The organism is Methanosarcina baikalica (assembly GCF_031461075.1).
In the GTDB taxonomy this organism is placed as follows: domain Archaea; phylum Halobacteriota; class Methanosarcinia; order Methanosarcinales; family Methanosarcinaceae; genus Methanosarcina; species Methanosarcina baikalica.
Map to the genome: position 1 here is coordinate 1 of NZ_JAVKPK010000003.1, position 23,581 is coordinate 23,581.

Here is a 23,581-nt window from a genome sequence, read left to right on the forward strand (position 1 = left end):
ATTAATTAAAGTCCTTGAATAAACTGGAGGATAAAATGTCATTCCTGAATGATATATTGCCTGACACTGCTGAAGCATTCGGAAAAATGAGAGATTCCATTTTTGAAGGTGGCACACTTGACCGCAAGAGCAAAGAATTGATTGCAGTAGCGTCTTCAGTCCTTATGCGCTGCCAGTTCTGCGTTGATGTGCATTCGCAGAGAGCCATTGCTTATGGAGCCAGTAAAAAGGAAATTGCTGAAGCTGTTGCCGTTGCTATGTTCATAGCAGCCGGTTCTCAAATTGGCTGGACAAATATTTACGGTAAAAACGTTTACGATTCTATCTTTGAAGAAAAAGAGCCTGAGAAGCCGGGAGAAACTAAAGGGTGCTGCTGCGGGGAATGACCTCGAAACTGAAAAATCTCGTAATCTGAAGAAGTACCGGAATCAGTAGAATATACAGGAATCAGTATAAAATACCGGGATCAGTAAAATATACAGAAATCGGTAGAAAATTCAGGAATCGGTAAACAGAAGTGCTTTTTCTGCCCGATGGCATTTGAGGAAATCCTGGAGGGACTCCCTTATGCCATACTTTTTTAGACCGGAGAACAGTCAATATTGTTTTTCAGGCTCTAATACTCAAAAAAATAATAAGCAGCGACAAAAAAAGAATAAATTTAAGTTAAAATTCTCATTTTGAAGGCGCTGCTTTTGGAGAGTCTACTTTTGGAACCAATATTTTAATATATTCTTTAGCACCAGTTTTTACCCTTTCATTGGATATTGTTATACAATCTTTTGGGCAACCGCTAGCGCATTCAGTGCACATTATACACCTGAATACATTCAGTTCCCAAATTTTGTCGGCTTTAGTAACTGTTATTGCATCAGGGGGACATTTCTTTTGACATATCCCACAGAGAATACAGTTTTCAGGATTGAAAACAATTCTTCCTTTAAACTCTTTAAAAGGTGCCCTTATCTCAAAGGGGTAAAGTCTGGTAGCAGGTTTACGAGAAACATTTGCTAGAACAAGGTTTAACATACCCATTATATCACCCTTCTTTTTATCTTTCAGTACAGCTAATGCAGGGGTCAATGGTAAGTACAACTAGAGGGACATCAGCGAGTTTGATGCCCGGGAGTGTCAGTAACAGCGAAGGTATGTTTGCAAAGGTAGGGGTCCTTATTTTAAGTCTTTCCAGATTTTTAGTACCATTACCTTTCACATAATATACAACTTCACCTCTGGGCTGCTCTGTTCTCATAATCGCTTCACCGGTAGGGAAACCCTTTATGGGTGTTGCAATCTCACCCTTAGGCATCTTGGAAATCGCATTTCTTATCAATTTAATAGAATCGTATAATTCAGTGATTCTTACTTTAGTTCTGGCGTAACAATCTCCATCTTTTTCGACGGCTGGCTTAAAACCGAGATCCTTATATATATCCCAGTCTGATGAATCTCTCAGGTCAATGCTGTTCCCACTTCCTCTAAGTGTAGGACCCGCAGTTCCAGCCTCATATGCGAGTTGTTTTGACATTGTAGCTAGTCCCACAAGTCTTTTCTTTACGGTATAATTATTTACGAAAACTCTTTCAAGATCTTTGACCTGAGGTTCCAATGTATCGAGAGTTTTCAGAAGAAGATTAATATGTTCGTCAGTGAAATCTTTGCTAGCTCCTCCGACTTTGGACATTGAATGTATAACTCTGTTTCCAGTGGTTCTCTCCAATACATCCAATACTGCCTCTCTGTACTTCCAGCATTCATAAAAGAGACTTTCAAATCCAAAACCATCTGCAAACAGGCCAAGCCAGAGTAGGTGACTATGAATTCTGTTGAGTTCGCCAGTTATAACTCTTAAATACTGCCCTCTTTCAGGGACTTCGACATTGAATAGTTTTTCGACTGCCCGCGTATAAGTTATACCATGAAGGGCACTGCATATTCCACATATTCTTTCACAAATATAAGTTGTTTGATTATAGTCCTTTGTGTTTATAAATTTCTCAAGCCCTCTGTGCACGTAGCCCAGTGAGGGAAGTGCTCCGACAACAACATCGTTATCTATTTCAAGTTTTAACTGTACAGGTTCGGGTAAAACAGGATGTTGGGGGCCAAAAGGTATTATAGTTGTCATGTATCCTCCTTTTTAATTGCTTTAAGCCAAGGGAGCTTTTGGACTGTTTGGCGTTAAATAAAGGTGGCCTTTGTAGTCTATTGCTAAACCCTCGAAAGTCAATCCGAAAAGATCCTGATACTCATTCTCGATCAACAGTGCACATAGATAAATGCCTGACACACTCTTTGGTTTCTCACCTGGTTTCACAAAGTACCTTAGATTTTTTAGTTTGTAATCTTTGTCAAAGATATATATCAAATCGTGACCATCGTTAGCTTTCAGACATATCATAGTAGCGTATCGATAGCCATCATTTTTTAAACCCTCAACAGTTTTTAGCAGCTCTGCACTGCTTTTTATTTCGACCTCATTCTCAAGCATTCGATGGCACCTCGTTTCCTTTCAATTTTACTTCTTTTCCTTTGATTTTACCTTGGCTCTTACTTTCAAGTATTGAAAGTGCTGCTACTACTCCATCAAGTATGGCTTCAGGCCTTGGGCAACATCCAGGGACATATGCATCTACGGGTATGACCTGGTCCACTCCACCTATTACATTATAGCAGCCGTGGAAAATCCCACCTGTGGACGCACAGGCGCCTACTGCTAAAACAACTTTGGGATCCGGGATCTGGTTATAAATGTTCTTCAGCACATTAACATTTTTGTAATTTATCGAGCCTGTGACTACCATTATATCAGCTTGCTTGGGAGTACCGATGTTTAAAACACCGAATCTTTCAGCATCATATAAAGGAGTAAGACAAGCTAATACTTCAATATCACAGCCATTGCAACTGTTGCAATTCACATGTATAATCCATGGGGATTTTGCCATTGCCATAAACATCCCTCTTTACACCATTTTAATTTGAGTAACATACAGAAATACTATGTTTACGACTGAAATAATTAGTAATACTGTCCAACTTACTTTTAGCATCCATTGCCAGTATACTCTTGCAGTAATATTGTCCATTATAATTACAAACAAGAAAGCAATTAATGCTATAAGCAAACCAATTACTATGTTTATATTCCAGAATACGAACATAAGTCCTAACAGAAACACATATTCAAAGAAATGCCCAATCTCAATTCCTGCCATTCCAGGTCCTGAATATTCGGTAAACATACCTTTAACCAGTTCTTGATGAGCATGGTGAGAGGTCGAATAATCAAAGGGTGATTTTTTGAATTTTATATTCATAACAAACAACATTGATATGAATATAAGTGGTGTATACATCAAGAGAGGGGTCGATGCTTTATCCAGCGCAGATAGATTAAAGGAACCTGTAAGCAGGTATATTGAAAGAGCATATAAAATTAAAATTGGTTCATAAGACAGTATAGCCATAATTTCTCTTGAGCTTCCTATCCTTGCGTATGGAGAACCAGTGCTCATTCCTCCTACTATGAGAGCTACAGATGATATCGTGTATACAAATACTATCATCAATATATCTGCTTTAAGGGCTAACATTATGAGGCTCAAAATTACAAAGACTACGTAAATGACTACGTAGAAGTTTTGAGATCGATTTACAACCATGTTGTCTTTTTCGAGAAGTTTCCTGACATCATAGTAGGGTTGTAAAAGAGGAGGACCAACTCTACCTTGCAGTCTTGATGTAAGTTTCCTATCAATACCTGCAAGTAAGCAGCCAAGGATAGGAGCACCAATTAAAACAAGAATGATTGTTAAAACAGCGTTCATATTACCCCTCCTGCTAATGCAGCTATTATAAGTAATATGGAAATTGCGTATCCGAGTGTTGTGAGTTTATTTTCTCCAAAAGTATCTTGAAGGTAAATGTTAGAGACACTGCTCTTGTCGTAACTGCAAAGTCCATTTCTGAACATCAATTTGTCCTTTTCAAGGTTGTTTTCCCCACACATATAATAGCCAGCTGGACGAGGAGTGAACATATTTTTGGTAGCGAAGTATATCAGAATGGCCAGAGCAAGCACTACGAATATTGCCGCATAAGCAAATGCTCCAATTTCAGATGTAAATTGTCCAGCTTGTCCTGAAACCGCAGGAGCAATATTAAGCAAAGTCTCAACCTGAGGCTGAATGAAGTAATTGTATATTGTAAATACAAAAATACTTGTAACTACAATGCATAATCCAAGGAGGGATAGTGGGAAGTATGTTTCCGGTTTCAAATGGTGAGTAATATTTTTATCCATAGTGGAAGATAATATTGTTCCAAGCCATTTAACGTAATAAACTGTAGTAAGTGCACTTCCAAGTACAAGGAATATCGTTACAATAGGATTGCTTGAAGCAGCTTCCATTGATACCCATTTTGTGAGTAATACCCCAAAAGGAGGTAATAGCATGGATATCATTCCCAGAGATGCAAGCATAGTAAGAAGTGGAGCCTTTTTGATTAGTCCGGACATATCTTCTATGTCTCTGCTTCCTATTGTGTGCTCAATTTCGCCTGTACAGAGGAATAGCAGGGCTTTTGATATAGCGTGGAATAAAATAAGCATAATCGCAGCAGATACAGCCAGAGGCGAACCTATTCCAGCACTTCCAATGATTAATCCTAAGTTTGCAATGGTAGAATAGGCAAGTACTCTTTTAGCATTTCTTTGAGATAAAGCTAAAGCCGAACACATAACGAAAGTAAAGCCTCCGTAAATAGCAATGGCTGTTCCAAGGGATGTGTTTGCAAAAGCTGGTACAAGTTTGACAATTATGTAAACACCTGCGTTTACCATCGTGCTCGAGTGCAGTAAAGCAGAAACAGGCGTGGGAGCTACCATCGCACCTAAAAGCCAGCTCTGGAAAGGCATCTGGGCAGATTTTGCAAAGCCTGCAATACAGAGTAAGGCAACAGGAAGAGCTAGGGCAGCCGCTTCTGTAGTAGTTCCAATTCCAGAAAGGGTAGATATCTCGAATTTGGTACTGAGCAGAATTATGGCTATCGAAAAAGTAATTCCACCAACCAGGTTTAAAGCCAGGGCTCTGAAACCATTATTAATTCCTTCTTCATCCTGGTTGTATGAGATCAACACGAATGAACACAGAGTTGTTATTTCCCAGAAAAGGAACAGCCATCCTAGTGTATCAACCATGACCAGACCATTCATGGCTGCTAAGAAGAAACTCATGGTAAAGTAAAATGTTTTTTGCCTGTTTAAATGCCTGTGTTCCTCATACTGGTCCATATATCCGGTTGCGAATAGTATAATCGCGGTACCGATTATATTTACTATTAATATCATGATCTGAGATAACTGGTCAATGTTAAAAGAAGCACTTTCAACTTTTTCAATATTCATAAAAGAGTAAGCTGTTAAAACTGTTGAAATTGCTATTAGTGCAAGTGTAGGCCAGTTTTTATGTTTTGCCGACACATAGAAAATGTATAGTATTATTAGTACTTCGAGTATAAGGACAATAGATTCAAATGTTGCAAAATTTGATCCAGCAACCTCAACTTTTCCAGTACCATCTAATACTAACATAACTGAAGTAGCTACTCCAACTAAGAAAAAAGCCCAAGCAAGGACTTTGTATAAAGATTTAGGAATAGCTACGAATAAAAGCGAAAAAATTATAGGTGCTATGATTAGTAGCATAACGGTTGTTTCCAACATACAATATATCCTCCGATCTATTAATCCTCCGATCTGTTTATCCTCTGACCTCTAGTATGAGAATTTACGCACTTGAAAAATAAAATCACACACATTGAACGTTTCCACATCTCTTTTTTTAACAGTCCAACGCTTTATGATGTTGATTTCCCATTCAACTGCGTAATTCCCGAATATATAAGAATATGGACTGATAGCCCACTAATATTATAATATTCTTATATAAAAATCACAAGAAATAATAATATGCGCATAACGTCGACATAAACTCGACATGTTACCAAATCTTAATATAGCAAAGGCATATTTAAAGATAGTGATTTTCTTTTTACTTTTATATTACCCCCATGAATAATATCCAAACTGCCCCCAAGATCTCATTAAATTTTTAATTTATTTAATTTATATTAAAGTAATGAATAGCACTGGATGCTAATAAATACCACTAAATAATTCTGTTACTATCAAAGTAGTATAAATTAGCATAAACAAAGGCTTATTTAAACATGATGGTTTCAATTTATTTTTATATGGCCCTTAAGATTTATACCTCGTAACGTCCTGCAGATGTGTATGACGTTCTTAGATTAAAAATCAAAATAAAACAAAAACAATAATATCGAAATACTACAATAATTAATATAACAAAGATATATTTAAAGAACGTGATTTTGACTCTATTTTTATATTATTATAGTAGTTTTTATCTTTATCTAGTTGTCGGTGAAGAATAACAAGTATATTATAAAATTTAGAGAACAATCTTGACATATTGGGTCGGCTAGTTTAAAAGGGTGAATAAAGGAATTTGCCAGAATAATTTCTATAAAATCCAATTTCCAGGCCAAGATATCGAAAAAGAAGAATAAGCTGGATTTACAATGACACTCCTTTTAGCCTATTCACCTTATCTTCTCTAAATATTTTGCTTTGACATCCAACTTATTTCTATTTTTAAAACCTAAACTTATCTTTATTTTTCTTCTAACAAAGCTCGCATATTTCTTGATTTTCTTCTTTTGCATACCGTTGAAATATTGGAGCAAGCCTGATCTTTAAGGATGTTCTACCACATACAGCAGAATAAAACTATAATTCTCTTCAATCCGGCGGTTTCAAATTCCCCTATGCAGTCGAGCAAGATCTGCAATCCATTTGAATAGAAGGTATCAACCATTTTGAGTTCCTTCTTCTCTATATTAGTGATACTTTTGTAGTTCCATTTCATCCGGTTATATTAATGTGTGTTTACATACTCATTTGATAATGTGGGTCTGTCTCTTTAAGTAAATCTTTTTATAAGAATACTTGAGTTAAAGTTAGCATCTGGTTACAGCAAAGTCTCAAAACCTGCTTCTGACTCAACACTAAATGGAAGTCTGCTGAGAATGGTTTTAAGAGATTTTCATAAAAACGCCGGTATGAAAACGTTGACTGAGGGTGCAAATATGGTTAAATGTTCTATTTGTGGGAAAGATGAAAATTCGCTGCTTAGAGTAAAGCACAGGAGACTTGGCATAATAAAGCTCTGCTTTGAATGCTGGGAAGTGGAAAGTGGCAATAAAAATCTTCTTCCTTCATGTGGTGGATGCGACTGCTGCAAATGAGTCTATTCTCAGATGTTCTGTAACTCACTTTTCTTCCCTTCCGCTCATTTTCCTCCTCTTAAATGCCCTGCTGACTCGGGTACAGGGTTTTTGGGAGCAAGATAAAAAATTCGAGCTTCAAGAGTTTTTAATATCTTCCTGATTTTTTTGCTTATGAACCTATTTTTTAAATCATTTTTATTTGATTCATGCACTTCGATTTCTTCATATAATTTCGGTTAATTGTTTGATTCAGTCTGAGTTTTTCTATTCAATTACAATTCCGAATATATTGCTTGAGAAGGATCGAGGCTTCTATTCAATCAGGAGTGAGTCTACTATAGATGTATCTATATATATTTTTAGCAATATTTGGGTGATATGGTTAAAATCAAATCCAGATGCATCTCCAGGAAAAAGTGCTTTTTGTATACTATTCTCCTGTTTATCCTTGCCGGTGTTTTTGAAATCGGAGGAGGGTACCTTTTGTGGCTGTGGATGCGTGAAGGCAGGGAATTGATTTTTGCATTTTTAGGAGCAATTATTTTGTTTTTATATGGAATCGTACCCACTTTCCAGCCGTCTTACTTCCACAGGATATATGCAACCTATGGTGGCATTTTTGTAGTTATGTCTCTTTTATGGGGCTGGATATTCGATAAAATCCCCCCTGATACTTATGATCTCATAGGCGCTCTGATCATTCTTATCGGAGTATCAATCATTTACTACTGGCCAGAAAGGATGATAATATATGATTACCCCGGGAATTTCTCTTGCTTTGTTTTTTCTGGCTGCCTTTTTTGAAATTGGAGGAGGCTATCTGATCTGGTTGTGGTTAAGGGAAAATAAAGGGGCAGTATTCGGGCTGCTCGGAGGATTGACATTAGCCGTCTACGGAATCATTCCAACCTTCCAGCCTGCGCATTTCGGTAGGGTCTATGCTGCATACGGAGGAATCTTTATTGTGTCGTCCCTTATCTGGGGAGCCTTTATCGATAAGAAAAATCCCGATAAATATGAAATAATAGGGGCATTGATTGCACTTGCAGGTGTCCTGATAATGTTCTATATACCCCGTTAAAATGTAGTATGTAGAAACGAAAATCTCGTGTACTAATGATACTGCCTGATAGGAATATTTTATTATGAAAATCTATTTATAGATAGTATCGATAGGTCTTCTGCTTAAAAACCTGTATATTCTATTCTCACTTTGAGTTAATGTGACTCATACATTGTCAACACGGAGGAACAGCGCCATGCTTCAGATATTCAAATCAACGGATTCGGGACTGATAACTTTAGATCAGGTTGAAGATGGAGCATGGATTAATCTTGTAAATCCGAAAGAGCAGGAAATCCTGTATATTTCAAACAACCTAAATATCCCAGTTGGTCTTATTAAAGATGCACTTGATGAAGAGGAACGTTCCAGAATTGAAGTAGATGAAGGTTGTACTGTTATAATTATAGACATTCCCGTACCAAACACGAATCTACCGGAAGGGGGAACTTATTATACAGTTCCTCTTGGAATTATAATTAATAAGACTAATATTGTTACTGTTTCCCTTAAGGAAAATTACGTTATAAAAAGCTTTATTGAACGAAAAAATAAATCTTTTTATACATTTAAAAAAACACGTTTCCTTTTACAGATTCTCTATAAAAACTCAAAGCTATACCTTCAGTATCTCAGGAATATTGATAGGACAAGTGATAAAATTGAATGCAGATTACATAAGTCACTGAAAAATAAAGAATTAATTCAGCTCCTTGAACTGGAAAAAAGCCTTGTATACTTTTCCACATCATTAAAAAGCAATGAAATGGTCCTTGAGAAAATTCAAAGGTCTACTCCTGTTAAGATGTATCCTGAAGACACAGAGCTTCTTGAAGATGTTATTATAGAAAACAAGCAGGCAATTGAAATGGCAAATATCTATAGTAACATCCTTACCGGGACTATGGATGCATACGCATCGGTTATCTCTAACAACTTAAATATTGTCATGAAGTTTCTGACCTCAGTCACAATCATCATGTCTCTCCCAACAATGGTTGCAAGCTTTTTCGGGATGAATGTCGACGTTCCTTTCCAGAATAATCCCCATGCATTCGTAATTATTTTCGTAATGACTATGTTTTTCTCAGTGATTTTAGCTTTCACAATGGTGAAAAAACAACTGTTTTGAATCCGTTCTAAGAAATGTTCTGCACTCAAACCCGTTTCTTTTTGTATTTCTTGCTATTTCTGTGCCTTTTTTGCGTCTTCTTTGTCTGTAGCGGCATTAGAACTCGTTCATTAAGATAAAGCCCGATTCTTCCAGGCCAATTCCTGTGCCGATCTTTGCGGAAAGAAGATGATAGAGGGCTGGGGTGGAAAAAATAAAGGGCCAGGATTACTCTATTTGATTTAGTCAAGTATACCTGTTGATAGGGAGCTTTTTTTCAGAAAATCCCATATCGCAGGTATACAGTTTGCTGTGGACTGAAATATTCGGATTTATATCGGTTCCGAGGCTCTATCAATGAATTGTGTCGTAGGCACATTCTCCGTGCATAGAAATATCCAGACCTACAAGCTGTTCTTCATCTGAAACTTTGACCGGGGTTATTACATTTATTAACATCAGCATAATGTAGGTAAATACAAATGCATAGATTGAAGTACTCGCAACAACCGCAACTTCTTTTATAAAGAACGCAGTGCCGCCGTAAATCAAACCGTCAACTCCTGCCGGATTTATGGCAGTTGAAGCAAAGACTCCGAGAAGAATTGTCCCGGTAACGCCTCCGATTCCATGTACACCCCATACATCAAGGGCATCATCCCATTCCATCCTGTTTTTAATATGTACCGCTAAATAGCAGACAACGGATCCGAGGATGCCCATTAATGCAGCCACAGGCACAGAAACAAGGCCTGCTGCAGGGGTGATAGTCGCAAGGCCTGCAACTGCTCCTGTCATAAGTCCAACAAATTTTGGCTTTCGTTCCCTGGACCATTCTATTATCATCCAGGTGATTGCTGCAAAAGAAGCTGCAACGTCGCTGTTTAGGAATGCAAGTGCTGTAATCCCATCTACATTGAGTTCGCTTCCGGCGTTAAAGCCGTACCATCCAAACCAGAGAAGAGCAGTGCCGATGGCCATTAAGGGGATACTGTTTGGTTTTGAGCTTTTGTTATACTTTCTTGAACCTACAAAAAAGACCGAAGCAAGGGCTGCAAATCCGGCTGTCGCATGAACCACGATCCCGCCTGCAAAGTCAATAATTCCCATTTCTGCAAGCAGCCCTCCTCCCCACACCATATGGACAAAAGGATAGTAAACAAAAAGCTGCCATACTACCAGGAAAATGATGTAAGCCTTAAAAGTAATCCGGTTTGCAAATGCTCCTGTAATCAGGGCTGGAGTGATGATTGCAAACATCATCTGGTAAGCCACGAATACAAGTTCCGGGAACCCCGAATTTTTGAACATGACAGTTGGGGTAATTCCATGCAAAAACATCTTGTCCAGGTTTCCTATGATTGCGCCTTCCCCTCCACTGAAACAAAGAGAATAACCAATAAAAAACCATAAAACAGTTGTCAACCCCATAGAAACGAAACTCTGCATCATAATTCCTAAAATGTTTCGCCTGCAGGAAAGTCCTCCGTAAAAGAACGCCAGACCAGGGGTCATAAGCATCACAAGACTTGTCGCAAGCAGCATAAAGCCTGTTGAACCAGTATTTAACATCTTTTCATCCCATCTATTTTTATATGATAACTCGGAAATCTCAAATCTCCTACCTTTTTCCTATTTTATCCTACTTAACCATTTCCAAAATTCCCCTGCAAATCTAATCTCAAAATAGTTTTTCAGGTAGGAATGATTCCGAAATCGGGATCAATCGATACAAAAAAACAGAAATGTAAAAAATAAGGAAAAATCCCTGGGACGATTAACAATAAAAAATGCATTAGTTTCAGGGAGTTGATTTTTTTCTATCCATGAAACTGAAATAAAAATTAGAAAGGTACAGGTGGGTTTACCTGTACTTAAAGGTTATATGCTGCTTCACCGTGCTGTGTCTTGTCAAGCCCGATGTTTTCGTCACTTTCACTAACTTTGAGTCCTATCGTCTTCTGGAGCACAAATCCGATAAGCAGAGTACCGGCGATTGAATATATAATCGTTAGGATCACGCCTTCAAATTGAGTCATCAACTGGCCGGAGTTTCCAAGGAGGAGGCCCGTAGCTCCCACGCTTGCAAATACGCCTGTTAAAAGCGCACCTGTTATTCCGCCTACTCCGTGGACTCCAAATGCGTCCAGTGAATCATCATATCCAAGCTTTGCTTTGATTTCCACAGCTTCGTAACATATGAAGCTAGCGATTACACCTATCAGAATTGCTGGCAGAGGTGTGACAAAACCGGCAGCCGGTGTGATTGCAACCAGTCCTGCCAGAACTCCGGTTGAAAATCCCAGAGCAGTCGGGTGTCCTAAACGATGCCATTCCAGTGCCATCCAGGCAAGCCCTGCGGCTGCGGGTGCTATGAGCGTTGTGATAAATGCAACTGCTGCGATCTCATTTGCAGCAAGAGCAGAGCCAGCATTGAACCCGAACCATCCAAACCAGAGGAGCCCTGCACCAACAAGGGTGAGAGTAACGTTATGCGGCTTTAGAGAGTCGACTCCATATCCCCTTCTCTTTCCAAGGAAAGCCAAAATTGCAAGCGAGGACATACCTGCTGTTATATGAACTACCGTGCCGCCTGCAAAGTCAAGAGCTTCTCCTGTAAGAAATCCTCCGCCCCAGACCCAGTGACATACCGGAGCGTAGACGATAAGTCCCCAGAGTGCGATGAATGCAATGTAAGACTTAAACTTAATACGTCCTACTATAGCCCCTGAGATCAGAGCAGGCGTAATTATTGCAAACATTCCCTGAAATGCGATAAATGCATAAGTGGGGATTGTACCTGTTACCGAATTTGGATCAATGCCTCTAAGGAATGCATTTCCAAGGCCACCCACAAACCAGTTGCCTTCTCCAAAAGCAAGTGAGTAACCTATAACCACCCATTCAATAGCCATGACGCCCATTGCAACATATGAATGCATCATACTGCTCAGGACGTTTTTACGTTGGACCAGCCCTCCGTAGAACAGTGCAAGCCCTGGGAGCATCAATAATACAAGTGCGGATGAAATCAATACCCATACTGTGTCTGCTGCGTTAATAGCCATATTTATCCCCTCAGATAGCATCAGATCCGGTTTCGTTCGTACGGATCCTTATTGCGTCCTCAAGTGGCAGTACAAATATCTTGCCGCTTCCGATGTAACCGTCATTGCCTTTTGCTCCGGTCTTTATCGCTTCAATAATTGGTTGCAGGAAAACATCTTCAACTGCGATTTCAATCTTGATTTTCTCAAGCAGGTTTGCTTCATGTTCCATCGCTTTATATATTTCCAGATGTCCTTTTTGAGCACCATAACCGGCAACAGATGATACTGTTAATCTATTTACTTCAATTTTCTGAAGCTCTCGTTTGACCGCATCAAGCCTTTCCGGCCTTATCATTGCAATTATGTATTTCATCGTACCACCAACAGGTACCCTGTATCCGCCTTAATACTATTTAAACATATCTAAAAACTCTTTAAATATACTTACTTATTCTTTAAATATTTATCCTGCTCAACGCAAAAATTTCTCTCAATAAGTGAAAATTCTCGATTGTTTTAGCTAAATATGAGCAGGTTGATGCAGCTTTGCCGTTTTTCCATTTATAATGAAAATGAATCTGATGAAAAGAAATTGTGTCTATCTTGTTTTATTCTGTATTTTCTTCTTCCAATTCCTGATAAGAGAGCTTTTATTCTCTGAATTCAAATTCAGAAGTATGTTCGAAGAAATCGGAAGTATAAGAAACGAGGCAGATGAGACTTCTCTTCAAATCCTTGCTCTTTTCAGGGACAGTATAAGTGAGATTCGCCTGAATGAGCCTGAATCCGTATCAGACTATTTCAAACCTGAGTATTCTCATTATATTGTAGTACATTCTCCCCTGGATATTCGGTTCCCTGAAAATAGAGAAGAATGGAACCTGCGCTTTTGCAGGGATGTAGGAGTTTCTATTGTAGAACTGGTTATAGCCGAAACAGGCAGGGTTTACGTAAAAGGCCTGATCGCGATTAACGGATCAAAAGTCTATGCTATTCTTCCTTTTACAACAATGGATGCGGAAAAAGCGAAGAAAGCAATGTTTCCTGAAGACCGCATGGCTCATGTGAGGGCAAAAGTGCTTCCTGCCGTGCTTCCTATCATAAAAGGAGAAACGATCCTCGATATTGGCAGTGGTTTTGGAAGCCTTACTATGGAGATTGCAAAGAACAACCCGGACTCGAAGGTTTACGGGATTGACCTTCATGATTCTCTTATAGGCCAGGCGCAGATGAATGCAGAAGTTCTTGGGGTGTCTAATGTGGAGTTCAGGACCGGAAGTGCCTATGCCCTGCCTTTTGAAGCCGATTCTGCAGATGTAGCTACCTGCTTTTTCATGCTTCACCACCTGGAAGACATTAAATTTGCCCTGTTCGAGATTAAGAAAGTTCTTAAAAACGGCGGCCTGTTGATAGCAGTTGAACCGCTTGCACATCAGCACCACCACGGACCTCAACTCTCGGAAACCGGGTGGGGAGAGCTTTTCGAGGATGTGGGTTTTAATGTGGAAACGGAAAATCTGGAAGGAGCAGTTATCCTGAAAGCTGTAAAAAGAGAATAAAATCCTGTAAAAGGAGAAATCAGGACAAATTCTTTTAAAAATGGATCGGAAAACTGTCCAGCACATGAATCTGGCTCTTGTTATCTTTCAATCCACTTTAACACTTCCTGATTTCCCGTCACGTCTCTGCCCTGCTCGATATACCAGCTCTACAGGTATCCAAGATTAAATGCTGACATTTCCTGTTCTGTTCTCGGCTTTGACTTTAAAAATCAATTGTGAATAAAAATAATCGGATAAAACCCAATTTTTTAAAAAGTTTATTTTTTACTCATTTGTTCTAGAAACTACAGGAATAGACGGGTTTCTTTCGATTACATAGCGATCAAATGCAAAAAACCTGAAGAAAAACATACCCTATTATTCAGGCATTTCAGAAGTTAAGCTATATCGGAGAATTGAGATCGAGGTAGGAAGAGATACCAAAATTACAGAAATATTCTGCTTTTTCAGTCTAATTATACAAGTTTTTTGGAAGAAACTTCAGCTGCTTCTGCTTCACCCAAAAATCTACCCATTCCCGAAGGTTTTCAGGAAGGCGTTGAAATTGCCAATCTCGTTCTTTAGCTATGGCACCTTTGACATCTGTGGGATTGGTGGCAGCAACAGCTTTAAAAGCGTAAAGAGCAGGACCAAGAGCATGAGTGGGAACATGCGCAGTCGCCACCGCTTGACCAGCGGCACGTGCCGCAAAGCGAGCAGCATTATCCTCTTCTTTCACTTCACGAGCAGCTGCATGAGCTGCAAGTGAAGTTCCTCGTATGACAGGCATGCTGAACTTTCCTGTATTTATCCATTCCCGGAGTGTCAGGATAGCTTCCCGGGGACGCGGGTCTTCCGGGTATTTTTCTTCGAAGAAAGGCAATACATGTTCAGCACAATCTGCCGCCCAAAGAGCCAGGGCTTTATGATCGTTTCTATTAAAGAAAATCCAAAATTCCTGATGTGTATTCATATATCTCTTTTTGAGCTCTTCCGAGATCTCCCCATCCAAAGGAGGACAGGAGCAATTCCTGGCGTGTTCAATGTGCCATTTGACTCTCTGATCCAAGGTCGGATTTTTAGGTATTTTATTTTTCAAATGCCATTCAGCATTTTGAGAACTCTCAAATTCTAAATGCGGAACTTGTTGTCCTGTTTCGTGGGAATGTGACGCAATCTCTGACATATCTGTATTATCTTGGCTATGTCACATTTTAATGTATTTATATCATCGTTTGTAAAATTCGAAATCAAAACAGCTATGCTAAATATTGCTCTGGAAGCTGAGTTAAAACCATTTTTTCCGTTTTGTCATTGCGAGCCGAAGGAAGGAAAACAGTGCCATAGGTTTTACTTTTAGAGATGATTGGTGACATTGCCAAAGAAGAAGGGTTAAACGTATAAATTCTGATTTAGCCTCTGTCAAAATAGTGTTCTCTGTGTATTCAGCATTTCAAGGTCACTGTAACGCAATGAGAAAGTAACCCATGAACCCCCTCAAAAATGCAGTAGCTTTCAATGAAGATCCTGCGACTTACTATAAAGCTTGGCTTTGTTAGGCCACAATTATCATATCCCTTGGAATGAAAATGGTTTTCTCTTTAGTGCCTATCCGAAAAGTCATTAATGCATGCTGAAAAGTTACAATAAGTCTAAATATCCGGGCATCCGTTCCGGTTTTGCATATCAACTAATGCAAAAGTTACAGTAGGTAACCACTTTTCGGATAGGCTCTTACTCGTTAAAAAGTTCTGATAAATTCTTTGCTATCTTTACATAAGGATATTGTAAAAACTCGATTTCTTTTGTTGTTCCTGTGGTCACTGCCGCAAAATCAACATTTGCTGCTAAGGCCGTTTTAGCATCTATCAGACTATCTCCAATATACAGCACATTATTCAGTTGTTCGTTAAGGCTGTCAATTGCAAGTAATAATCCTTCTGGAGACGGTTTTGGGACTTTAACATCCTCACCCCCAACAATAATATCTATTAAGTCCATGACCCTATGCATGTTTAAGGTCTCGACTATTCTAAAATGATATTTTGTGGTTACAATGCCTGTATTGAGCCCACTTTGTTTTAATCGCTGTAATGTGTTTAATGTGTCGGCATACAGCACAGTATCTTTAGACATTACTTCGTTGGCCTTTTCCCTGAACAAACTTAGAAAACGATTTATCAAAACTTCGTTTTTATTCTTTGTCAGTTGGATAAATGCTTTATCGAGTGGTAATCCGACGGTCTTTTTTATACTTTCACGGTCACACTCTTGAATATCCAGCTTGCTGAAAGCGTAGTTGAAACTTGATACAATACCATTCGTTGCATCGGCCAATGTGTAGTCAAAATCAAAAATGATAGTACTATATTTCATCTATCCCGCCTTGAGTCCTGCCGTACTAACGTAGAATCCTACTATATTTAGCATAGAGTCCTGCTGTACTGACATAATATCTTTTCGTCCAAAAATAAGAGTTTAATCATGGTAATGGAGTCCTTCTATTTCAGAAGATTTCTACAAAACCGATATTATCAAGCCTAAAATGCATTATTTTATTCATAAAAAAAACTGTATTTTAGCTGTATAGGCCTGCAACGACTTGATACGGTGACTTTCATAAAACCGATGTATTTTAGCTCATTCTGTGTCAATTCCAAGGTAAATTATTGGGAATATTGGCCATATACATAGGTTTTATGACAAAACCTCTGCATCAACTAAATCATAAAAGCAGCTAGTGGAAGTCTTCTCACACACCATAATACTCCGAGAACATCTTTTATTTCCTGTGCCCCCGAAGCACAACTATTGGGAGAAGCTCATTGCTCTAAACTATAAAATTAGTCTTCTCGAGCGTAGCGAGAAGGACCGCGTACTCCCGAGGCGCAATTCGGATGGCGCAACTCGGATGGCGCAACTTTGGTGGTCAAAAGACAATCATATCGGAAGTTCTTATCCTTACCATACATTCGTCTCCTAAACCGATTTTTAACGAGTCAAAGATATGGTTCGTAACCTCAATATTCAGGACGTCTCCGCTGTCTTTCAATTTCAGGGACATGATCCGGCTGGTACCTTTATTCACCACGTTCCTGACTACACCGCCGAGAAGGTTTTTCCTTTCTTCCTTCCGAATTGCATGGACAGTTTCGTTGTCCATAAGTTCTATATTCTCAGGTCTTATTCCCCAGCTAACTCTATCTCCTGCCGTCCGCCTGATATAGGGAGCAGTGATCTCCGTACCGAGGGACCAGAGGAAAGTACACTCGTCTCTCTGCCCGTGCCCTTCTACAACGGCATCGTCAAAGAGGTTGGAGAAGCCTACCAGTTCTGCCACATACCGGGTTTTCGGATGATAAAATACGTCTTCAGGAGAGCCAAACTGCTGCACCCTGCCGTTATCAAAGACAACCATCCTGTCTGCCATGGTAAAGGCTTCGACAGGGTCATGGGTTATGAATATTACAGGGATCCCAAGCTTTTTCCCGATCGTCCGCAGTTCTTTTCTAAGTTTCAGGCGAATTACGGTATCCAGGGATGAAAAGGGCTCGTCCAGGAGCAGCACTTCCGGGTTGGGAGCAAGAGCCCGGGCAAGCGCAACTTTTTGCTTCTGGCCCCCTGAGAGCTCATAAGGGTATGCAAACTCAAGTTCTTCGATTCCCACAAGGCCCAGCATTTCATTCATCCGATTAGTTTTTTCCATCGAACTCAGGCCTTTGAGCCCGAATTCGATGTTCTGTCTCACGTTCATGTGAGGAAAAAGGGCATTTTCCTGAAACATATACCCTATTTTCCGTTTCTGGGGTGGCAGGTTTACCTTCTTCTTGCTGTCAAAGTATACTGTATCGTTTATTTTTATAGTACCTGCATCCGGGTTCTCAAGCCCTGCAATGCAGCGGAGAGCCGTGGTTTTTCCTGAACCGGAACAGCCGAACAGGACCACGAAATCGGAATCGGCATCAAAGCTACAGTGCATTGAAAAGCTGGGTTTTACTCCCTTCTTTTTCTTGTGTTTCCTTCCGTAGAATTCCTTTTCAATGTCAACTTCAACAGTCATTTCCTACTCCCACCCTATACCTATTTTTTCATCGTTCTCCCAGTTTGCTGGTAGCTGCAATAGTTACGAGAGATATAGCGATCAGAATTATCACAAGCAGGTTAGCAAGTTCATTGTTTCCTACCTGGTATGCCCCGTAAATGGAAAGAGGCATGGTACTGGTTTTTCCCTGGATATTTCCTGCGACCATCAGGGTTGCTCCAAACTCTCCGACAGCCCTTGCAAAACTCAGGACGCAGCCTGCAATGATGCCCTTTTTTGCAAGAGGCAGGGTTATAAAGAGCGCAGTTTCAAATTCGCTTCTCCCGAGAATACAGGCAGCTTCCTCAACGCTTCGGTCCACAGCCCCGATGGCTGAGGTTGCTGTCTTTACCATCAGGGGCAAAGAGACAACAAAAGCTGCAATGGCTGCTGCTTGCCAGGTAAAGAGTATCCCGTTCCCTGTAATTTTGGTGAAAACGCTTCCAATAACCCCGTTTTTCCCGAGCAGGATCACCAGGATATACCCGGTTACGGTCGGGGGTAGAACAAGGGGCAAAGTCACGAGCACGTCAGCCAGCCATCTTCCCGTAAACTCTCTCTTTGCCAGCAAGTAAGCGATAAGAATTCCAAGAATTGCCACAAAGAAGGTTGAAATAGCGGCAATCTTTATTGTAAGCAGGAGCGGGCTCATGGCCAGTTGAAGTGTTTCCATCAAATCCCTTCCCAAATTTCAGGTTCTGTTCCGGTTTAAGTCCTGAATTTTTATCCTTTCAGGGGTTTCTACGCTGCCTGAAGTCAGGTCTTCTAATGTCTTCGGCGTTTCAGATCCGTTCTTTTCAGGCACCCCTATTAAGAGGGTGTTTGCTGCAAAGTCTTTTCTTGAACTGTTCCGGGGCTGCCGATAGGAATGCCGATAGGAAGGCGACTATTCTAAGGCAGAGAACTACTGCAAGGGTCAGGAGTATCAATTTTTTGCCGTATTTTCATTCATGCGCCTCTTTCCATACATTCTTCTTCAGTTCCCTTGGCACATACTGTAGTTTCAGCCTCTACCGGTGCGGTGAAGGTATCAGTAGCTTCAAGGATGGTATTTGTGATCCTGTCCAGCAGTTCCAGGGTTCCCCTGTATCCTACGGTAAGGATACGCTGTGCGCCCACTCTGTCATGGATTGGCAGGCCAACCCTTACAAGAGGAATGTCCAGGGCTTTGGAAATGTATTTTCCATTTGAGTTTCCTATCAGGATTTCCGGGCTGCATTCATTTACTGCATCATTCAGGCTGTCAAAGTCAATCCCGTCCAGAATCACAGGTTTCAGTTCAGGCCTTATCTCTTCTATTATTTGCCTGATCTTCGCTCCAAAGTCCCGGCTTTTGCTTCCTGTAGCTATCAGCACGGGGTTCATCCCGAGTTCCAGCATAAAGGTTGTGAGGCTAAGTACCATATCAGGGTCCCCGTAAACCGCTGCTTTTACCCCGTAGAGGTATTTGTGAACATCCACCATGGCATCGAGGAGCCTGCCCCTTTCTTTCTGGTATTTCTCGGGAATCGGGCAGCCGAGGATGTTGACCAGTTCTGTAAAGAAACTGTCCGTGTTTGAAAGCCCTATCGGAATTGGAACGCTGTGTCCGGGTACGCTGTGGGATTTTTCCAGATAATCCAGTGCCAGGTTCTTGCTGACTATTCCAAGGCCCAGGCTTGCCCGACTGTTTGGCATATCCCGAATTTCGAAAAGCGGGGTGCCTCCGGGGGCAATTTTCGGAAGATAGTCTCTCAGAGGTGCGTCAAAGGTTTCGGAAATATCAGGCAGAAAAATGTAATCTCCGGCAGTAGCCGCCAGGATTTCTTTTAGTTCCCTCACATCCGCAGGGGAGAGGTTTTCAACAGGGATGAGGTTGAGTTTTCCATTGGGATTTTTTAGAGGCTTCTTTTCTCCTTGATTTCCCGCAAATTTTCTGACAACTGCATCCAGGGCCTTTATATACCCACTTACGTGGCTTTCCCCGTAGCTGGGAGTTGAAACCGGGACGATTATAATATCTTTCTCTAGGTCGTCTCCGATCCCTTCCTCTTCTTTGAACTCACTGATGATCGCAGCGACATCGTCCCCTATTGTTTCGGCAAGACAGGTAGTGGCAACGCCGATCACTTTCGGGTTGTACCTGTTGATGACGTTTTTCAGTCCCTTTTTCAGATTTTCCCTGCCCCCGTAGACAGCTCCCTTTTCACTGAGGGAGCTTGATGCAATATCAACAGGCTCCCTGAAATGATGGGCAAGGTGCAGGCGCATGTAGGTGCTGCATCCCTGGGAACCGTGGTAGAGAACCATGGTGTTTTCGATTCCCTTGAAAGCAAGGGCACTTCCCATGGGCTGGCACATAACACAGGGATTTACAGTTACATAGTTTCTTTTCGTCATCTCAATGCCTCCTCATGCCTGGCTTTTAACTGCAGCATCCGGTTTTGTGTTCAAGAAGTCAGGTCCCATGCTTATGTCTTTATATTGTTTTACACATGGTTTTCCTGAATTCACTCCTTTTACTGCTTCTCTCTCTGATTCCACTGCTTCGGGCTTCAAGGTCCGCTGCCTGACAGCTTTCCAGACAGGGCTGTTAATAGAAGCGTCAACTTCCCTTGCAAAATTTACAAAGCCGTCAAAGCCTTCGAACTCCACCACCCTATCGTGGTTGAAGTCGCAAAAAGCAACACCCAGCTTGTATGCGATAAATCTCTCCTTTACGCCTGCAACCATCAGGTCGGCTTTCTGTTTCACAAGCAATTCGGCAAGTTCCAGAGGGTTTGCATCGTCTACAATGACAGTTCCGTCCCTGACCGAATAACTGATCTGCTCGTAGTCTTCCTTTTTCCCGGTCTGGGTTCCGATTATAACTACTTCCATGCCAAGTTCCGCAAAGCCTTTAATAAGCGTGAGAGCTTTTGCAGGGCCTCCCATGTAGATAGCAGCCTTTTTCCCTTTGACTCTCTCTCTAACTCTGGAAATTTCAGGCATTATGCGGTTCGTTTCGGTCTCCAGGATTTCTTCTGCCTTCTTTTTCATCTCTTCCGAGTCAAAGTATTCAGCAGTTTTCCTCAGGGCTATGGAGATATCTTCGATTCCGAAGAAACTCGCAGATAAATACGGAATTCCATATTCTCTTTGCATCCATTTTGCGAGATAGTTCATGGACCCGCTGCACTGAACGAGGTTAAGGTCAGCCTCCGCTGCTCCTGATATGGATCTGGTAGTTGAATCTCCTGTCAGGGAGACTATGACCTCAATTCCCATTTGCTCAAAGAGAGGTTTTACGAGCCAGACGTCCCCGGCTACATTGAAATCCCCCAGGATATTGATCTTTGGTTTTCTAACCTCAGGGTTTACTTCGGGTTTCTTTTCTGCAGTTTCTTGAGGTCTTTTGATTAGCTGTTTTAAAGCGTCGCATGCAGCCTTGTATCCGTCAGACTTGTTGCCTTTGAAGCCTTCGGACTTTATAGGGATTACCGGAATATTGTGCTTCTTGCTTGCGTTTTTACATATGGCTTCCAGGTCATCTCCGATAATTCCCACTATACATGTGGAATATACGAAAATAACCGGGGGGCAGTAGAGCCCCATCAGCTCGTCGATTGCGTTTGAGAGTTTTTTCTCCCCCCCGAACACGATATCGAGCTCTTTCATGTCCGTGCTAAAACTGCTGCGGTTCGTTTCGATTCCGCTGGACTTTGCCCCCCTGATATCCCAGGTATAGCCTGCACAGCCTATCGGGCCGTGGACCAGGTGGATGGCATCGGTTACAGGGTTTAAAACGACCCTCGCTCCCGAATAAACACAGGCCCGCTGGCTGATGGCTCCTGCCAGGGAATTGTTATCGCAGGCAAGGGGAATTGCCTGCCCTTTTTCTTGCTTTCTGGTGATATATGGTTGCCTTTCTTCAAGAGTATCTACTATCCCGGTTTTCTCTTTCATCTCTTTCACTCCCCTCTGCTTCGGTTTTCAGATTTGCAGCGGCGTTTCTACAGTTCCCGTTTTTAACTTCTAGTTTCTATGTTCTCTTCCGGAACCAATTATCTTGAAACCAGGTTATTTACTGAACGGTTTCGAGCAACCAGTCAGGTGCGTCCCTGTCTTTTCTCTCAAGCAGGGTGTTTCCTATGCGCTCCACCAACCTTGCAGCACCTGCGTATCCCATGATCGGGAAGTAGTGGAGGTTTGCCCTGTCCGTGATCGGGAAACCTACCCTGATAAGGGGTACGTCCTCTGCTCTTGAAATGAATTTCCCGTAGGTGTTACCTATCAGGAGGTCTACGGGCTTTCGCTTAATGATCTGGTGAAGCATGAAGAGGTCCCCTCCGGAAATTACATCGGCTTCTGGATATTCCAGGCCTATGAGTTCTTCCACTCCTTTTTCAAACTCCGAGTTCTGAGTACCGGTGAGCACTATACTTGGTTCCATGCCCATTTCCAGCACCAGGCTGGTGAGGCCTTCAATAATATCCGGGTCCCCATAAATTGCTACTTTCTTTCCATGGTAATGCGGGTGAGCGTCAGTCATCATGTCCACAAGTCTTCCCCTCTCGTCTTCAAGCTCCGGGGGAATTGCCACGCTGGCAAGTTTTGCCGCGTTCATGATGAAACGGTCAGTGTTTCTGATTCCTATGGGGGTGGGCCCTATTTTTGCCGGGACTTTGTAGCGGCTTTCCAGGATTTTTGCTGCTGAACCTCCTGCCATTCTACAGAGAGCAATTGTCCCAAGAGAGTTTGCAGAGTCTTCTATATCCCCTATCGGAGTGCCGCCTTTAGGGTACATGGTATTTTCTCCAGTGAGGGGAGCATCAAAGACGTCAGTCGTATCCGGGAAGACAATGCTTGAGATCCCCATAACTGAGAGTATACGTTTCATTTCCCGGATATCGGCAGGCTCCACGAAACCAGGGATGAGATTGAGTTTTCCGTTTGGCTTGCTTTTGCTGGCAAAGGTGGTCACAAAGGACTTTACCATATTGTCATAGCCAGTGATGTGGGTGCCCACGTAACTTGGGGTGGAAGCTGCACAGATCTTGATCGAAGGGTCTATGAGTTCTTCGGCTCTGATATCTTCTACAATGGACCCCACGTCGTCACCTATAGTTTCTGCCACGCAGGTGGTATGAATAGCAACTACATCGGGCCTGTAGATAGCGGTCAGGTTTCCCAGGGCTTCCTTGAGGTTTGCTGCGCCTCCGAAGACGGCTGTCCCTTCAGAGAAACTGCTGGTCGTTGCAACGGAGTTTTCGCGGTAGTGCCTGCTCAGGCACATACGCAGGTATGAGAGACAGCCCTGTGAACCGTGGCTGTGCGGCATGCAGTTGTGTACACCAAGCGCTGCATAGACTGCGCCGATTGGCTGGCAGATTTTTGCAGGATTGATGGTTACTGCTTCTCTGGTTACTTCTTCACATGGAGTGTAGTCTAACATTTTTT

23 protein-coding genes are annotated in these 23,581 nt (G+C 41.5%); 6 read left to right on the forward strand and 17 right to left on the reverse strand.

Going from position 1 to position 23,581, the window contains the following annotated elements; all coding sequences use genetic code 11:
• Nucleotides 1–35 precede the first annotated feature (35 nt).
• Nucleotides 36–386 (forward strand): carboxymuconolactone decarboxylase family protein, encoded by a 351-nt coding sequence (locus RG963_RS01250; RefSeq protein ID WP_310574459.1) that lies wholly within the window; start codon nucleotides 36–38, stop codon nucleotides 384–386.
• A gap of 289 nt (nucleotides 387–675) precedes the next feature.
• Here RG963_RS01250 and RG963_RS01255 read toward each other — a convergent pair whose 3' ends face one another.
• From RG963_RS01255 to RG963_RS01280, 6 genes are read right to left on the reverse strand one after another with little or no spacing between them, the layout of a single operon-like run.
• Nucleotides 676–1,035, reverse strand: coding sequence for a 4Fe-4S dicluster domain-containing protein (locus tag RG963_RS01255; protein ID WP_310574460.1), 360 nt, complete (start codon nucleotides 1,033–1,035; stop codon nucleotides 676–678).
• A gap of 16 nt (nucleotides 1,036–1,051) precedes the next feature.
• On the reverse strand, nucleotides 1,052–2,128 hold the full coding sequence (locus tag RG963_RS01260) for a hydrogenase large subunit (protein WP_310574461.1): 1,077 nt from the start codon (nucleotides 2,126–2,128) through the stop codon (nucleotides 1,052–1,054).
• Nucleotides 2,129–2,149: 21 nt separating this feature from the next.
• Nucleotides 2,150–2,491: an NADH-quinone oxidoreductase subunit C gene (locus RG963_RS01265; protein WP_310574462.1), complete on the reverse strand. Its 342-nt coding sequence runs from the start codon at nucleotides 2,489–2,491 to the stop codon at nucleotides 2,150–2,152.
• On the reverse strand, nucleotides 2,484–2,954 hold the full coding sequence (locus RG963_RS01270; RefSeq protein WP_310574463.1) for an NADH-quinone oxidoreductase subunit B family protein: 471 nt from the start codon (nucleotides 2,952–2,954) through the stop codon (nucleotides 2,484–2,486). The genes RG963_RS01265 and RG963_RS01270 overlap by 8 nt, the downstream gene beginning before the upstream one ends.
• A 12-nt stretch (nucleotides 2,955–2,966) precedes the next feature.
• The gene (locus RG963_RS01275) at nucleotides 2,967–3,830 is read right to left on the reverse strand and encodes a respiratory chain complex I subunit 1 family protein (protein ID WP_310574464.1); all 864 of its coding nucleotides are present in this window, start codon (nucleotides 3,828–3,830) and stop codon (nucleotides 2,967–2,969) included.
• Entirely contained in the window at nucleotides 3,827–5,728 is a 1,902-nt protein-coding gene (locus RG963_RS01280; RefSeq protein ID WP_310574465.1) for an NADH-quinone oxidoreductase subunit 5 family protein, read from the reverse strand. The genes RG963_RS01275 and RG963_RS01280 overlap by 4 nt, the downstream gene beginning before the upstream one ends.
• A gap of 1,448 nt (nucleotides 5,729–7,176) precedes the next feature.
• Here RG963_RS01280 and RG963_RS01285 point away from each other — a divergent pair.
• The gene (locus RG963_RS01285; RefSeq protein WP_310574466.1) at nucleotides 7,177–7,335 is read left to right on the forward strand and encodes a hypothetical protein; all 159 of its coding nucleotides are present in this window, start codon (nucleotides 7,177–7,179) and stop codon (nucleotides 7,333–7,335) included.
• 44 nt (nucleotides 7,336–7,379) lie between these two features.
• On the opposite strand, the gene RG963_RS01290 is transcribed toward RG963_RS01285, so the two are convergent.
• On the reverse strand, nucleotides 7,380–7,529 hold the full coding sequence (locus RG963_RS01290; RefSeq protein ID WP_310574467.1) for a hypothetical protein: 150 nt from the start codon (nucleotides 7,527–7,529) through the stop codon (nucleotides 7,380–7,382).
• 166 nt (nucleotides 7,530–7,695) lie between these two features.
• Between RG963_RS01290 and RG963_RS01295 the strand changes: the two genes are divergently transcribed.
• The 3 genes from RG963_RS01295 to RG963_RS01305 all read left to right on the forward strand — a co-directional run bounded on the left by RG963_RS01295 (nucleotide 7,696) and on the right by RG963_RS01305 (nucleotide 9,512).
• Nucleotides 7,696–8,121 carry a YnfA family protein gene (locus RG963_RS01295; protein WP_310574468.1) on the forward strand — a complete coding sequence of 142 codons (426 nt, stop codon included), beginning with the start codon at nucleotides 7,696–7,698 and terminating at the stop codon, nucleotides 8,119–8,121.
• Complete coding sequence (locus RG963_RS01300; protein WP_310574469.1) at nucleotides 8,069–8,398, forward strand: YnfA family protein; 330 nt, start codon at nucleotides 8,069–8,071, stop codon at nucleotides 8,396–8,398. The genes RG963_RS01295 and RG963_RS01300 overlap by 53 nt, the downstream gene beginning before the upstream one ends.
• Nucleotides 8,399–8,576: 178 nt before the next feature.
• Nucleotides 8,577–9,512, forward strand: coding sequence for a magnesium transporter CorA family protein (locus RG963_RS01305; RefSeq protein WP_310574470.1), 936 nt, complete (start codon nucleotides 8,577–8,579; stop codon nucleotides 9,510–9,512).
• A 333-nt stretch (nucleotides 9,513–9,845) separates the two neighbouring features.
• On the opposite strand, the gene RG963_RS01310 is transcribed toward RG963_RS01305, so the two are convergent.
• The 3 genes from RG963_RS01310 to RG963_RS01320 form a co-directional block, all read right to left on the reverse strand.
• Entirely contained in the window at nucleotides 9,846–11,063 is a 1,218-nt protein-coding gene (locus RG963_RS01310; protein ID WP_310574471.1) for an ammonium transporter, read from the reverse strand.
• A gap of 302 nt (nucleotides 11,064–11,365) precedes the next feature.
• On the reverse strand, nucleotides 11,366–12,559 hold the full coding sequence (locus RG963_RS01315; RefSeq protein ID WP_310574472.1) for an ammonium transporter: 1,194 nt from the start codon (nucleotides 12,557–12,559) through the stop codon (nucleotides 11,366–11,368).
• Between the two features lie 10 nt (nucleotides 12,560–12,569).
• Nucleotides 12,570–12,914, reverse strand: coding sequence for a P-II family nitrogen regulator (locus tag RG963_RS01320; protein ID WP_310574473.1), 345 nt, complete (start codon nucleotides 12,912–12,914; stop codon nucleotides 12,570–12,572).
• A gap of 304 nt (nucleotides 12,915–13,218) precedes the next feature.
• On the opposite strand from RG963_RS01320, the gene RG963_RS01325 reads away from it, so the two are divergent.
• Nucleotides 13,219–14,100, forward strand: a complete 882-nt coding sequence (locus tag RG963_RS01325; RefSeq protein WP_310574474.1) for a class I SAM-dependent methyltransferase — start codon at nucleotides 13,219–13,221, stop codon at nucleotides 14,098–14,100.
• 454 nt (nucleotides 14,101–14,554) lie between these two features.
• On the opposite strand, the gene RG963_RS01330 is transcribed toward RG963_RS01325, so the two are convergent.
• The 7 genes from RG963_RS01330 to nifK form a co-directional block, all read right to left on the reverse strand.
• Complete coding sequence (locus tag RG963_RS01330; protein ID WP_310574475.1) at nucleotides 14,555–15,268, reverse strand: putative immunity protein; 714 nt, start codon at nucleotides 15,266–15,268, stop codon at nucleotides 14,555–14,557.
• Between the two features lie 548 nt (nucleotides 15,269–15,816).
• Nucleotides 15,817–16,458 (reverse strand): HAD family hydrolase, encoded by a 642-nt coding sequence (locus tag RG963_RS01335; protein ID WP_310574476.1) that lies wholly within the window; start codon nucleotides 16,456–16,458, stop codon nucleotides 15,817–15,819.
• Between the two features lie 553 nt (nucleotides 16,459–17,011).
• Nucleotides 17,012–18,142: an ABC transporter ATP-binding protein gene (locus RG963_RS01340; RefSeq protein ID WP_310574477.1), complete on the reverse strand. Its 1,131-nt coding sequence runs from the start codon at nucleotides 18,140–18,142 to the stop codon at nucleotides 17,012–17,014.
• 28 nt (nucleotides 18,143–18,170) lie between these two features.
• A complete protein-coding gene (gene modB, locus RG963_RS01345) occupies nucleotides 18,171–18,836 on the reverse strand; it encodes a molybdate ABC transporter permease subunit (protein WP_310574478.1) in 666 nt (221 codons plus the stop codon).
• A gap of 275 nt (nucleotides 18,837–19,111) precedes the next feature.
• Nucleotides 19,112–20,542: a nitrogenase component 1 gene (locus tag RG963_RS01350; RefSeq protein ID WP_310574479.1), complete on the reverse strand. Its 1,431-nt coding sequence runs from the start codon at nucleotides 20,540–20,542 to the stop codon at nucleotides 19,112–19,114.
• A 12-nt stretch (nucleotides 20,543–20,554) separates the two neighbouring features.
• Entirely contained in the window at nucleotides 20,555–22,087 is a 1,533-nt protein-coding gene (gene nifE / locus RG963_RS01355; protein ID WP_310574480.1) for a nitrogenase iron-molybdenum cofactor biosynthesis protein NifE, read from the reverse strand.
• Nucleotides 22,088–22,205: 118 nt separating this feature from the next.
• Nucleotides 22,206–23,576 carry a nitrogenase molybdenum-iron protein subunit beta gene (gene nifK / locus RG963_RS01360; protein ID WP_310574481.1) on the reverse strand — a complete coding sequence of 457 codons (1,371 nt, stop codon included), beginning with the start codon at nucleotides 23,574–23,576 and terminating at the stop codon, nucleotides 22,206–22,208.
• Nucleotides 23,577–23,581: the final 5 nt, after the last annotated feature.